The organism is Nonomuraea africana, assembly GCF_014873535.1.
Taxonomy (GTDB): Bacteria; Actinomycetota; Actinomycetes; order Streptosporangiales; family Streptosporangiaceae; genus Nonomuraea; species Nonomuraea africana.
This window is the reverse complement of the sequence record NZ_JADBEF010000001.1, coordinates 5,251,820-5,265,018: the sequence shown is the minus strand read 5'-3', so window position 1 is coordinate 5,265,018 and position 13,199 is coordinate 5,251,820. Positions and strand designations below refer to the sequence as shown.

The window sequence follows — 13,199 nt, the reverse complement described above, 5'->3', positions numbered from 1 at the left end:
CCGCCCCCCTTTTCTCATGTGTCGTAACAGGCGACCCGCTGCTCGTCGATCCAGTGGTAGCTGGCGGGATGGTAGGCCCACAGCTCGCCCTTGATCTGGTCGCCGAAGCGCTCCTCGCACCCCTCGGCAGCCAGCCGTTCGATTCGCTCCTCGCCGGGCCAGGGGCCGGGCGACAGGTCGAACACCCCTCGAAGCACGCCTTCGTGCGACTGTGCGCAGGAGACGACGCGGACCTCCTTGTCGCCGTCCCACAGCTCCTTCGCGCACCTTCCCTCGGGGAGTGCGGTCGCGTGGACGAGTTTGCCCTCGATCTGCTCCTCCACCTTTGGGGCGGGCCGCGCGGAGGCGCCCGAGCCGACCAGCTTGCCGCCGCTGACGCCGTGCACCATGTAGCAAGGCGAGCGGCCGTCGGCGGGGGCGAAGTAGAGGAAGCTCAGCTCATCGTCGGCCGTCGTGTCCTCCAAGAGGTCGGCGCAGCCCTCCTCGGCATTGTCGTCGTCGCGGGCGAGCACGGTGCCCAGGAACTCGCCCTCATGCGGGGAGTCGCACGAGACCAGCGGCAGGTAGTAGTCGGCGCCGTGCAGTCCGTTGACGCAGTCGCCCACCTCGGCGTGGTCAACGGCGACGTACCCGTCGGGCCTGACGAAGGACTCGTAGAGTCTGACCCCGCCGTACACTACGCCCGCGCCCGCCAGCGGGAACACGATGCTCATCACCAGCCCCGCGATCGCCAGGGCCCGGCCCGCGTCGCCCGAGCGCTTGATGCGCACCAGCGCGGCGGCGGCGAAGGGGATGGCGATGGGGAAGCACGCGAGCACGCCGAGGATCAGCGCGACGATCGCGAAGGGCTCTGTCCTCCTGGCGGACACCGGCCTGGGCGGCGTCCAGTCATAGCTGTCGGGGGGTGCGAAGTTCACCAGGCGCATCATTCCAGACACAGCGCACAGAGCAGGGCGGGTGTCCGTTCTGAGTACCCCCGTACTCATGTGTGCCGTGTGGGGGCCGACTTACGTTGCGCTCATGAGAAGAGCAGTCACCCTCGGTCTGGCCGCGGCGCTCGTCTTCGCGGGAGCGGCCGCCCCCGCCCAGGCGAAGACGAGCGCCTGCGAGATCCAGCCCTACGGCCTCATCGGCGACTACTGGCGCACCATGGGCGGCGAGAACGGCGTGTTCGGCTGTCCCAAGGCCACGGAGAAGGGCATCGCCAACAGCAACGGCCGCCGTCAGACCTTCGCCAACGGGCAGATCGCCTGGTCCCCCGACCAGGGAGGCAAGATGATCGTGGCGGGCTACGGCAAGGGCGGCGACGCCGTCGTCCGGTGGGGCCCGACCAACCCCTTCCACTACGACTACTTCGAGATCCTCGTACGGTCCACGCACCTGGCCAACGGCACCTACACGCAGCGCACCGGCCAGCGGATCCGCGGGTCGGCCTCCTTCCACGGGCCCGACGGCTACTTCACCTTCCGCGTGCGCGGCTGCGACGACAAGCCGCTGGGCGACGTCTGCCGCCAGGGATGGACGATCTCGGTGTCGACCTACGCGTGAGCGCGGTGATCAGGCCAGGTGCCTGCCGAACCAGTCGAGGACCCGCTGGTAGGCCTGGGCCGCGGCCTGCGCGTTGTAGCGCTGGCCGGTGTCGTTGAAGAAGGCGTGGCCGACGCCGGGGAAGGTGACGATCTCGTGCGGGAGCCCCGCCTTCTCCAGCGCGGCCCGCGCCGCGTCGCGGGTGGCGTTCACCCGGTCGTCCTGCTCGGCGTAGATCCCGAGGACGGCCGCCCTGGTTCCGGTGAAGTCGGCGCCCTCGGGCAGCGGGCCGTAGAAGGGCACGGCGGCGGCCAGGCGCGGCTCGGCGTTCGACAGCAGCAACCACGTCATGCCGCCGCCGAAGCAGAAACCCACCATGCCGAGCTTGGTGCCGGGCGCCCTGACGGCCAGCTCGTCCAGCGCCGCCTTCATGTCGGCGACGAACCGCTCGGGCTGGATCTCGCCGAGCTTGGCCGTGACCTGGGCGGTGTCGCTGAAGGAGTCGGTGCCGCCCTCGCGTGACAGCAGGTCGAGGGCGAGTGCGGAGTAGCCGCTGGCGGCCAGCCGTCCCGCGACGGAACGGGTGTGGTCGTTGAGCCCGCGGTTCTCATGGATGACCAGGACCGCGCCCTTGCCGTTCGGCGCCGCCGCCCAGGCCCCTCGCAGGGGCGCGCCCTCGGGGCCCGCGAAGGTGACGGCCTCGGTCGGCAGTGGCGAAGGGCCCGCGGGCGAGGCGGGCGCGCTGGGAGTGGGGCTGGCCGCGGCGGCGCTCGGCGCGGCGGCCGGCGCGTCCGCCCCGCACGCGCTCAGCAGCGCGGTGGCCGCGGGCAGGCCGAGCCCGAGCAGGGCCAGCCTGCGCAGCGCCTCCCTGCGCGAGATGAGCCCTTCGACGTGGTCGAGTGCGATCTCCTCGGCGAGGTAGCGCTTGAAGGGTGACATCATGCCCCGGATCGTAGGTCGCGCCGCCGAAAGACCGGGTAAAGCCAGGCTCCGCGTGAGACACCGAAAATTCAGATAAAGACGAGCGTTACGCCGGTTTTCGCGCTGTCTTGATGACATTCCTCGTGAACCTACGAAGGGACATGAGGATCCATGGCACGCACATCACGCTGGAAGGTGGGGGCCGTCGTACTGGCCGGTGTCGCGCTCGTCATGACGGGGAGCGCGCCGTCGTTCGCCGGTTCTGACCCCACCGCGCTCGAACTGAGGGTCGTGGTCGACGACTGCCCGGACGAGGTCACGCCATGACCGAGCCGGATCTGCTGGAGCGGGCGCTGTTCGAGGTCAAGCGGGTGATCGTCGGGCAGGACCACATGGTCGAACGCCTGGTGGTCGCGGTTCTCGCCAAGGGGCACTGCCTGCTCGAAGGGGTGCCCGGCATCGCCAAGACGCTCGCGGCCGAGACGCTGGCCACCGTGGTCGGCGGGTCTTTCGCGCGCATCCAGTTCACCCCTGACCTGGTGCCCTCCGACATCGTCGGCACCAGGATCTACCGCCCGTCCACCGAGAGCTTCGACGTCGAGCTCGGGCCCGTCATGGCGAACCTCGTGCTCGCCGACGAGATCAACAGAGCGCCCGCCAAGGTGCAGTCGGCGTTGCTGGAGATCATGGCCGAGCGCCAGGTCAGCATCGGCGGCGTCACGCACCCGATGCCCGCGCCGTTCCTGGTGCTGGCCACGCAGAACCCGATCGAGTCCGAGGGCGTCTACCACCTGCCCGAGGCGCAGCGGGACCGCTTCCTGATGAAGGTCGACGTGGGCTATCCCAGCGAGTCGGAGGAGCTGGCGATCGTCTACCGGATGAGCGTGGACCCGCCCGTTCCCCAGCCCGTCCTCGACCCCGCCCGGATCGTCGCGCTCCAGCGACGGGCGGAGGAGGTGTTCGTCCACCATGCGATCGCGGAGTACGCGGTGCGGCTTGTGCACGCCACCAGGGAGCCCGCGCGGTACGGCCTGCAGGACGTCGAGCGGTCGCTGGCGTTCGGCGCCTCGCCGAGGGCGACGCTCGGGCTGCTGGCGGCGGCGCGGGCCCTCGCACTGCTGAGGGGGCGCGACTACGTCCTGCCCGACGACGTGCGCGTCCTGGCGCACGACGTGATGGCGCATCGGCTCGTGCTGTCGTTCGACGCCCTCGCCGAGGGGACGACGGCGCGGCAGATCGTGGACAGGCTGGTCGAGGCCGTGCCGCTGCCCGTGATCGCCCCGCAGCAGGAGGCGGCATGAGAGGGTATCTGGCCGCCGAGCCGGCCCTGCGCAGGCTGGAGCTGGTCGTCACCCGCCGCCTGGACGGCCTGCTGCAGGGCGAGCACCTGGGGCTGGTGCCGGGGCAGGGCAGCGAGCCGGCCGAGGCCAGGCCGTACCAGGCAGGTGACGACGTGCGGCGCATCGACTGGAACGTCACCGCCCGCACGACCGCGCCGCACGTCAGGGACCTGATCGTGGACAGGGAACTGGAGATCTGGACGCTGCTGGACGCCACCGCGAGCATGGACTTCGGCACGGCCAAGATGGAGAAGCGCGAGCTGGCGCTGGCCGCGGTGGCGGCGGTGGGCTTCCTGACCCAGCGCACCGGCAACAGGATCGGCGCGCACCTGCTGCACGGCGGCGGTGTGCGCAGGCTGCCCGCGCGGACGGGGCGGCCGCACCTCATGGCGGTCCTGCAGGCGATGTTCGGGCTGCCGCGCACCTCTCCCGGGGTGGCCGAGCCGCCTCTGGGGGCGGCGCTGGAACAGCTCGGCAGGGTGGTCCGGCGCCGCGGCCTCGTCGTGGTGGTCTCCGACTTCCTCGACGATCCGGAGACGTGGGAGAGGCCGATCCGCCGCCTGGGGGTCAGGCACCAGGTGCTGGCCGTCGAGGTGGTCGACCCTCGGGAGCTGACCCTGCCCGACGTCGGCGTGCTGACGCTCATCGACCCCGAGAGCGGCAGGCGCAGGGAGGTGTCCACGGGCAACGCCAGGCTGCGCCTGCGGTACGCCGAGGCGGCTGCCGCCCAGCGCGCGGCCATCTCGTCGGCGCTGCGCAGGACGGGCGCCACGCATCTGCGGCTGCGCACGGACGGGGACTGGGTGCGCGACCTGGTCGAGCACGTGTTGCGCCAGCGCAGACTCGCCCGTCTGGCCCCCGCTCCCGGCTCCCCGGCCACGCGCGCCGGCTCTGAGGCGGGCGCCGCTTCGCGGCTGACCCCGATCGGCGGCCGAGATTCCTCTGGGGGCGCTGCGCTCCCCGATGGTCCAGACGCTCTGGGTTCGCGAGCGGTCGACGGACCCGCCCCCGAGAGCTCTCCGGGGGCGCGGGTGGTCGGCGGGGTCGGGGGCGGTGGTGTTCGAGGGAGTGGGAAGCCCGGGCCGTGGGGGAGCGGGCCGGGAGGGGAGGCGGCATGAGTCTCCTCGCACCCCTCTGGCTGCTGCTCCTCATCCCCGTGGCGCTCATCGCCGTCACCTACGTCGTGATGTCCATGCGGCGCAGCGCCTACGCCGTCCGCTTCAGCAACCTCGACCTCCTGGACAAGGTCGCCCCCAAGAGCCCGGGCTGGCGCAGGCACGCCCCGGCCGCGGCGCTGCTGGCGATGCTCGTGCTGCTGGTCGTCGGCTTCGCCAGGCCGACCGCGGAGGTCCAGGTGCCGAGGGAGCGTGCGACGATCATGGTCGCGTTCGACGTGTCGGCCTCGATGGAGGCCACGGACGTCGCGCCCGACCGCTTCACCGCCGCCCGCGAGGCCGCCCGGCAGTTCGTCGAGGGCCTGCCCCCGCGTTTCAACCTCGGCCTGGTCACCTTCTCCGGACAGGCGTCGGTGGCCGTGCCGCCGACCACGGACCGGCAGGCGGTGCTCGCCGCACTCGGCAGGCTCACCACCGCCTCGGGCACCGCCATCGGCGAGGCCGTCCACTCGTCGCTGGAGGCCATCCAGGACCTCGACACCGAGCAGGAGCCGCCGCCCGCGCACATCGTGCTGCTGTCGGACGGCTCCAACACCACCGGCCGCCCGCTTCCCGAGGCCGCGCGGGCCGCCGCCGAGCGCGGCGTGCCCGTCACGACCATCGCGTACGGCACGCAGACCGGCACCATCGACATCCAGGGCAACCAGATCCCGGTGCCCGTCGACGCCCCCGCGCTGCAGGAGCTGGCCCGGTCGGCGGGCGGCGGCTTCTACGAGGCGGCCAGTGGCGACGAGCTGCAGGCGGTCTACGACGACATCGGCACCTCCGTCGGCTACCGGATGGAGCGGCAGGAGATCTGGCCCTGGTTCGTCGGCGCGGGCCTGCTGCTCGCAGCCCTGGCGGCGATCGGCTCGATGCTGTGGTTCTCGAGGCTGCCATGACCACCATGAGGGAACACGCCATGACCGGCCTGGGCGAGCCGCGCGGGCCCGACTTCCGTCCGGGCGCGCGGCCCGAGTTCCGGCAGGGGCCGCCACCGCCACCCGTCGCCGCGGGCGGCGGGGCGGCGGCCGCCCCCAGAGGCCGCCTCCTGGTGACCGCCGCGCTCGTCGCCGCGCTCACCGGCGGGGCGGCGGGCGTCGCGGGGGCGCGGCTCATCGAAGGGTCCGAGCCCGCCCCCGCGGCCCTGCCCCGCGTCCCCGCGGCGCAGGCCCCGAGCCCGGGCCAGTCTCAGGGACAGGGGCAGGGGCAGGGGCTCAGCGCCACCGCCGCCCAGGTGCTGCCGAGCGTCGTCTCCGTCGAGACCGGGCGGGGTGGCGGCTCCGGGTTCGTCGTCGACGACCGCGGCCACGTCCTGACCAACGCCCACGTCATCGGCGCCGCCACGAGAGCCACGGTGGTGCTCAACGACGGGCGCAGGCTCGGCGCCAGAATCGTGGGCGCCGACGCCGACGAGGACCTGGCGGTCCTGGCCGTCGACGACGCCACGGGACTGACCCCGGCGCGGCTTGGCAGGTCGAGCCGGCTGGCCGTCGGCGAGCAGGTGCTGGCCATCGGCTCGCCGCTCGGCCTGTCGGGCACGGTGACCGCGGGCATCGTCAGCGCGCTCGACAGGGAGGTGGGCCTCGGCGGCAGCAGGCGCACGGCCGTCCAGACCGACGCCTCGATCAATCCCGGCAACTCCGGCGGCCCGCTGGTGAACGCTCGAGGAGAGGTGGTGGGAGTGAACACCGCGATCGCCACGAGCAGGGGCGGAGGGAACATCGGGATCGGTTTCGCGATTCCCATAGACAGAGCCGCCCCCATCGCGGAAAGCATCATCCGAAACTAGGGTGCACAGCATGCGACTGCTGGTCGTCGAAGACGAGGAGGACCTGGTCGACGCGCTCCGTGTCGGCCTGGTCCGCGCCGGCTATGCCGTGGACGTCGCCTACGACGCCCCGTCGGCGTCCGAGAAGCTCCAGGTCAACACCTACGACCTGGTGCTGCTCGACCTGAACCTGCCGGGCGGCGACGGGTTCCAGCTCTGCCGTACGGCCAGGGCCTCGGGCAGCGGGGTGCGGATCATCATGGTGACCGCCCGTGACCGCCTCGACGACCGGGTCAGGGGCCTGGACGAGGGCGCGGACGACTACCTCGTCAAGCCGTTCGCCTTCCCCGAGCTGCTGGCCAGGGTGCGGGCGCTGCTGCGCAGAGAGACCGGCGGGACCTCCGTGCTCGAGGTGGGAGCGCTGCGGATCGACACCGCGCGCATGGAGGTCTCGCTCGGCGGCAGGTCGCTGGCGCTGACCCCGAAGGAGTACGGCGTGCTGCACTACCTCATGACCAAGCCGGGCCACGTGGTCTCCAGCGAGGAGCTGCTGGAGCACGTGTGGGACGAGCACACCGACCCCTTCACCAACACCGTCCGGGTCACGGTCGGCAACCTGCGCCGCAAGCTGCAGGAGGAGGGCCTGATCGAGACGGTGATCAGCAGGGGCTACCGGCTGAGGGAGGACGCGTGATCCACACGATCAGGTTCAGGCTGACCGTGCTCTACTCGGCCCTGCTGTTCCTGCTGGCCGCGGTGGTGCTCGGCGGCATCTACTACGCGGTGTCCGTCTCGACCGAGCAGCGTCCCTACACCACCGAGTACGCCAAGACCTACCGCAGCAACGGAGAGTACGTGGGCAAGGCCCAGGTCGTCTTCGTCGAAGAGGTCGAGAACGCCATCAACGTCAAGACGATGGCCACCCTGCGCGACTACTCGCTCGCCACGCTCGCCTTCCTCTTCGTGGCCAGCCTCCTCATCGGCTGGATCCTGTCGGGCAGGGTGCTGCGCCCGGTGCGGGCGATCACCCGCACCACCGACGAGATCCAGGCCACCGACCTGTCCAGGAGGATCAGGCTCGAGGGACCCAAAGACGAGCTGCGCGACCTGGCCGACACCGTCGACACGATGCTCGACCGGCTGGAGGAGGCGTTCAGGGCGCAGCGCCAGCTGATCGACGACGCCTCACACGAGCTGCGCAGCCCGCTGACCATCATCAGGACCAACATCGACGCCGTCCTGGCCTCACCTGAGGCCACCGAGGAGGAGCGGGCCCGCGCCGTCACCATCGTGGACCGCGCGACCACGCGCATGACGAGGCTGGTGGAGGACCTGCTGGCCAGCGCCAGGCGCCAGGGGACCGCCTTCGCCGACACCGACCTCGACCTGGCCCAGGTGGCCGCCGAGGCCACCGAGGAGTACGCCGCGCTGGCCCAGGCCCGCGACCTCACCCTGACCCGCGCGCTGGGCGGCGAGCTGGGCATGACGGGCGATCACGACGCGCTGCGCAGGGCGGTGGCCAACCTGCTGTCCAACGCCGTACGGCTCTCGCCGCCGGGCGGCACCGTCGAGGTGGCGGCGGGCAGGGAGGGCGGCTGGCTCTGGACGGCCGTCCGCGACGTGGGCCCCGGCCTCTCGGAGGAGGACAGGCCGCGCGTCTTCGACAGGTTCTGGCGCGGCGAGGCCAGCCGCAGGGACCGGCACACCGGGCTCGGCCTGGCCATCGTCAGGCAGATCGTCGAGTCGCACGGCGGGCGGGTGGCCGTCTTCTCCCAGCTGGGCGAGGGCAGCACGTTCGTGCTCTGGCTGCCGTCACGTGAGGGCGCCGAGAGCCCCGTGCCGACGATCAATCCCCTCGCGGGTGTCGCGAACATATAGGTTGGCTCGGAAATACGAGGAATCTGAGCCATTGGCGGGAAATATGCCGGAAATGCTGGACGGGCGCTACCAGCTGGACGAGCCGATCGGGCGCGGCGGTATGGGCGAGGTCTGGCGGGGACACGACCCGCGGACCGGCAGGGCGGTGGCCGTCAAAATTCTCGCCCCTCAGGTGACGCAGCCCGCCGCCCGCGAGCGGTTCGCCCGTGAGGCGCGGGCGGCGGCCCAGATCGTGCACCCCAACGTGGTCACCGTCTTCGACACCGGCGAGCAGGACGGCCGTCCCTACCTGGTGATGGAGTTGCTGACGGGCCGCAGCCTGGCCGAGGAGCTGGCCGACGGGCACAGGTACGGCGTCGCCGAGGTCTGCCGCCTCATGAGCCAGGCCGCGTCGGGCCTCGACGCCGCGCACAAGGCCGGAGTGATCCACCGCGACATCAAGCCCGCCAACCTGCACAGGACGGCCAACGGCACGCTCAAGATCCTCGACTTCGGCATCGCCCAGGTGGCCAGCGAGACCTCCCGCCTCACGACGGTCGGCACCGTCGTCGGCACCGCGGCCTACCTCGCGCCCGAGCAGATCAACGGGGAGGCGGGCACCGCCGCCTCCGACCTCTACGCGCTCGGCTGCGTCGCCTACGAGCTGCTGTGCGGGCAGCCGCCCTTCTCCGGCGGGGCCGCCGACCTGATGCGCAAGCACATCTTCGAGCCGCCCGTGCCGCCCGCGCGGATCAGGCCCGACGTGCCGCCGGCCCTGGACCGGCTCGTGGTGGCCATGCTGGCCAAGGAGCCTGCCGGCCGTCCCGCCAACGCCGAGCAGGTACGGCAGGCCTTCGCGGCCTTCGCCTTCCCCGCGAGCGGCCCGAACCCGACGGCCGTCATGCCGTCGCCCGACGCCGTGCCGACGGCGGACCTGCGCAGGGCCGCCCCGATGCCGGTGACCGGCGCCTGGACGGCCGAGCCCGCCGGGCCCACTCGGCCCGCCGGGCCGAGCCGGCCGAACCGGCGGCTGGTCCTGCAGGTGGTGGCGGGCGTGGCGGTGATCGCGGCGGTGGCCCTCGGCGTGACGCTGGTCAACGGGCCCTCGGGCACGCCCAACCCGTCGTCCACGCCCGTGGCCGTCGCCTCCACGCCCGTCACCTCCGCGCCCGAGCCGGAGCCCACGCCGGCGCCCTCGGAGACCGTGGGGAAGCTGACGGAGGCGGTGACGCCGCCGCCCGATGACGACGATGACGATGACGACGAGCGCGGGGGATACACGCCTTCCGGCGGCTGGCAGAAGTGGCTCGGCCAGTTCGACCGGGCCGTCCTCCTCCAGGAGGCCAAGGGCGGCATCGACCCGAAGACGGCCGCCAAGGCGCACGAGCGGATCCGCGAGGCGGCCAAGGCGGTGATCGCGGGCGACGAGTCCGGGGCGCAGGAGAAGATCCTCGACCTCACGCGCGAGCTGTACAAGGACAGCCGCAAGGGCAAGCTCGACGACGGCCCGCTGACGGACTTCCTCAAGAGCGCGGGCCTGCGCTAGCGGTTCCCGGCCCGGTCCACGCGGCCGCCCGGAGCACCGTGAAGAAGACGATCATCGCGACGCCCGGCGCGGTGCGGAGCGTGCCCTGCTCGGTGGGTCGAGCAGGGCACGTCGTGCGTCCGCGGTCGCCGGTGCGGCGCCGCTCCAGCGAGGGACAGAGCGGCGGCGCGGTCAAGAAGGCGGGCCGGGCGTCCAGGTGGCTCGCGCTGCCGTGGCGGCGCGCGCGGAGGCCCTTCAAGGCCAGGTCGCGATAGTGCGCCCCATATCCTGGCGGTTCAAGAAATTGGTTTACACCAATTGGTATAAACCAATGGAATTTCAGTGGATTAGACCGGTGCACTAACCTTGACCTGGTGAAACGTGGACTTAACCAAGGGGTGCAGTTTCAAGTCGGTCTTTATCGGTAGAGTCCGGAACGGAGGCGTTCACAAAGGAGTTCTGGTGGCCAAGTACGTTTACGACTTCACCGAGGGCAACAAGGATCTCAAGGATCTTCTCGGGGGTAAGGGCGCCAATCTGGCCGAGATGACCAATCTCGGACTGCCCGTCCCCCCTGGATTCACGATCACCTCTCAGGCGTGCCGCCACTACCTCGCGGAGGGCGCGGTGCCTGACGGGCTCGAGGCGGAGGTCGCCGAGCACCTGGCGGCGCTGGAATCCGCGATGGGCAAGAAGCTCGGCCAGGCCGACGACCCGCTGCTCGTCAGCGTCCGCTCAGGGGCCAAGTTCTCGATGCCCGGCATGATGGATACCGTGCTGAACATCGGGCTCAACGACGAGTCCGTGCACGGGCTGGCCAAGCAGGCGGGCGGCAACGACCGGTTCGCCTGGGACTCCTACCGCAGGCTCGTCCAGATGTTCGGCAGGACCGTGCTCGGCATCGACGGCGACCTGTTCGAGCACGCGCTGGAGTCGCTCAAGGGCTCCCGCCAGGACACCGACCTGTCGGCCGAAGAGCTGCAGGGACTGGTCGAGACCTTCAAGGGCATCGTCCGCGCGGAGACGGGCAAGGACTTCCCCGCCGACCCGCGCGAGCAGATGCGCCTCGCCGTGATGGCCGTCTTCGACTCGTGGAACGCTCCCCGCGCCGTCCTCTACCGCCGCCAGGAGCGCATCCCCGCCGACCTGGGCACCGCGGTGAACATCGTGGCCATGGTCTTCGGCAACCTCGGCGAGGACTCCGGCACGGGCGTGGCCTTCACCCGTGACCCCGGCTCCGGCCAGCAGGGCCTCTACGGCGACTACCTGCAGAACGCCCAGGGCGAGGACGTCGTCGCCGGCATCCGCAACACCATCCCGCTGCAGGAGCTGGAGCGCATCGACAAGCGCTCCTACGACGAGCTGCTGCAGATCATGGAGAAGCTCGAGAACCACTACCGCGACCTGTGCGACATCGAGTTCACCATCGAGCGGGGCAAGCTCTGGATGCTGCAGACCAGGGTCGGCAAGCGCACCGCCGCCGCCGCGTTCTGCATCGCCACCCAGCTCGTCGACCAGGGCCTCATCAGCATCGACGAGGCGGTCACCCGGATCACCGGCGACCAGCTCGCGCAGCTGATGTTCCCCCGCTTCTCGGCCGAGGGCGAGCGCAGGCTGCTCACCAAGGGCATGAACGCCTCGCCCGGCGCCGCGGTGGGCAAGGCCGTCTTCACCTCCGAGCGCGCGATCGAGCTGGCGGGGCAGGGCGAGGACGTCATCCTGGTCAGGCGCGAGACCAACCCCGACGACCTGTCCGGCATGATCGCCGCCAGGGGCGTGCTGACCTCCCGCGGCGGCAAGACCTCCCACGCGGCCGTGGTCGCCCGCGGCATGGGCAAGACGTGCGTGTGCGGGGCCGAGGAACTGGAGGTCTCCACCTCCTCGCGGAGCTTCACCGCGCCCGGCGGGGTCACGGTCAACGAGGGCGACGTCATCTCCATCGACGGCACCACGGGCGAGGTCTTCCTCGGCGAGGTGCCGGTGATGGACTCGGCGGTGGTCGAGTACTTCGAGGGCGCCGCCCCGCAGGACGACCTCGTCCGCGCGGTGGACCGCATCATGAAGCACGCCGACGAGGTGCGCCGCCTGGGGGTGCGGGCCAACGCCGACAGCGCCGAGGACGCCGCGCGTGCCAGGCGCTTCGGGGCCTCGGGCATCGGGCTGTGCCGTACCGAGCACATGTTCCTCGGTGACCGCCGCCAGCTCGTCGAGGACCTGGTGCTCGCCGCCTCGGACGAGGAGCGGCAGTCCGCCCTCGACGCGCTCGAACCCCTCCAGAAGAGCGACTTCATCGAGATCTTCAAGGCCATGGACGGCCTGCCGGTGACGATCAGGCTCCTCGACCCGCCGCTGCACGAGTTCCTGCCCGACCTGGTGGACCTGTCGGTGAAGGTGGCCAAGGGCGAGGCCTCGGACAAGGAGCGCACCCTGCTGGCCGCCGTCAAGCGGCTGCACGAGCGGAACCCGATGCTCGGCCTCAGGGGCGTACGGCTCGGCCTGGTCATCCCCGGCCTGTTCGCCATGCAGGTCAGGGCCATCGCCGAGGCCGCCCGCGAGGTTCCGGGCGCCCGGCCCGAGATCATGATCCCGCTGGTCGCGGCCGTCCAGGAGCTCGAGGCGGTACGCGAGGAGGCGGTCGGCATCCTGGCGGAGATCGGCGTCGAGGCGCTCGTCGGCACCATGATCGAGACGCCCAGGGCCGCGCTCACGGCGGGACAGATCGCCGAGGCCGCGGAGTTCTTCTCCTTCGGCACCAACGACCTGACCCAGATGGCGTGGGGCTTCTCCCGCGACGACGTCGAGGCCTCCTTCTTCTCCCGCTACCTCGAGCTGGGCATCTTCGGCGTCTCCCCGTTCGAGACCCTCGACAGGGACGGCGTCGGCCGCCTGGTCAGGCTCGCGGCCGAGGAGGGCAGGAAGACCAGGCCCGACGTCAAGCTGGGCATCTGCGGCGAGCACGGCGGCGACCCCGACTCGGTCCACTTCTGCCACGAGGCGGGGCTCGACTACGTGTCGTGCTCGCCGTTCAGGGTCCCGGTCGCCCGGCTGGAGGCGGCCCGCGCCGCCCTGGAGCAGAACGCCTCCGACACCCGCTGACCTCCGCC

The 13,199-nt window shown here is 71.5% G+C and carries 13 protein-coding genes; 11 read left to right on the top strand and 2 right to left on the bottom strand.

Features of this window, described 5'->3' with window-relative positions; genetic code table 11:
- Positions 1–14 precede the first annotated feature (14 nt).
- Positions 15–917 carry a DUF4190 domain-containing protein gene (locus H4W81_RS24925; protein ID WP_192777026.1) on the bottom strand — a complete coding sequence of 301 codons (903 nt, stop codon included), beginning with the start codon at positions 915–917 and terminating at the stop codon, positions 15–17.
- A 103-nt stretch (positions 918–1,020) separates the two neighbouring features.
- Between H4W81_RS24925 and H4W81_RS24920 the strand changes: the two genes are divergently transcribed.
- Complete coding sequence (locus H4W81_RS24920; RefSeq protein ID WP_192777025.1) at positions 1,021–1,548, top strand: LGFP repeat-containing protein; 528 nt, start codon at positions 1,021–1,023, stop codon at positions 1,546–1,548.
- Between the two features lie 9 nt (positions 1,549–1,557).
- Here the strand turns inward: H4W81_RS24920 and H4W81_RS24915 are convergent, their stop codons facing one another.
- Positions 1,558–2,469: a dienelactone hydrolase family protein gene (locus H4W81_RS24915; protein ID WP_225958784.1), complete on the bottom strand. Its 912-nt coding sequence runs from the start codon at positions 2,467–2,469 to the stop codon at positions 1,558–1,560.
- Positions 2,470–2,619: 150 nt separating this feature from the next.
- Here H4W81_RS24915 and H4W81_RS24910 point away from each other — a divergent pair, with 150 nt between their 5' ends.
- From H4W81_RS24910 to ppdK, 10 genes are all read left to right on the top strand, one after another.
- Positions 2,620–2,775, top strand: coding sequence for a hypothetical protein (locus tag H4W81_RS24910; protein ID WP_192777024.1), 156 nt, complete (start codon positions 2,620–2,622; stop codon positions 2,773–2,775).
- Positions 2,772–3,749 (top strand): AAA family ATPase, encoded by a 978-nt coding sequence (locus tag H4W81_RS24905; protein ID WP_192777023.1) that lies wholly within the window; start codon positions 2,772–2,774, stop codon positions 3,747–3,749. The genes H4W81_RS24910 and H4W81_RS24905 overlap by 4 nt, the downstream gene beginning before the upstream one ends.
- Positions 3,746–4,906: a DUF58 domain-containing protein gene (locus tag H4W81_RS24900; protein ID WP_192777022.1), complete on the top strand. Its 1,161-nt coding sequence runs from the start codon at positions 3,746–3,748 to the stop codon at positions 4,904–4,906. Before H4W81_RS24905 ends, H4W81_RS24900 begins: the two co-directional genes overlap by 4 nt.
- The gene (locus tag H4W81_RS24895; RefSeq protein ID WP_192777021.1) at positions 4,903–5,844 is read left to right on the top strand and encodes a VWA domain-containing protein; all 942 of its coding nucleotides are present in this window, start codon (positions 4,903–4,905) and stop codon (positions 5,842–5,844) included. Before H4W81_RS24900 ends, H4W81_RS24895 begins: the two co-directional genes overlap by 4 nt.
- Positions 5,845–5,849: 5 nt before the next feature.
- Positions 5,850–6,734 carry a S1C family serine protease gene (locus H4W81_RS24890; protein ID WP_225958783.1) on the top strand — a complete coding sequence of 295 codons (885 nt, stop codon included), beginning with the start codon at positions 5,850–5,852 and terminating at the stop codon, positions 6,732–6,734.
- Between the two features lie 10 nt (positions 6,735–6,744).
- Positions 6,745–7,407, top strand: coding sequence for a response regulator transcription factor (locus H4W81_RS24885; RefSeq protein WP_192777020.1), 663 nt, complete (start codon positions 6,745–6,747; stop codon positions 7,405–7,407).
- Complete coding sequence (locus H4W81_RS24880; RefSeq protein WP_192777019.1) at positions 7,404–8,591, top strand: sensor histidine kinase; 1,188 nt, start codon at positions 7,404–7,406, stop codon at positions 8,589–8,591. Before H4W81_RS24885 ends, H4W81_RS24880 begins: the two co-directional genes overlap by 4 nt.
- 43 nt (positions 8,592–8,634) lie before the next feature.
- Entirely contained in the window at positions 8,635–10,116 is a 1,482-nt protein-coding gene (locus H4W81_RS24875; RefSeq protein ID WP_192777018.1) for a serine/threonine-protein kinase, read from the top strand.
- 38 nt (positions 10,117–10,154) lie between these two features.
- Complete coding sequence (locus tag H4W81_RS24870) at positions 10,155–10,370, top strand: hypothetical protein (protein ID WP_192777017.1); 216 nt, start codon at positions 10,155–10,157, stop codon at positions 10,368–10,370.
- Positions 10,371–10,557: 187 nt separating this feature from the next.
- The gene (gene ppdK / locus H4W81_RS24865) at positions 10,558–13,191 is read left to right on the top strand and encodes a pyruvate, phosphate dikinase (protein ID WP_192777016.1); all 2,634 of its coding nucleotides are present in this window, start codon (positions 10,558–10,560) and stop codon (positions 13,189–13,191) included.
- Positions 13,192–13,199: the final 8 nt, after the last annotated feature.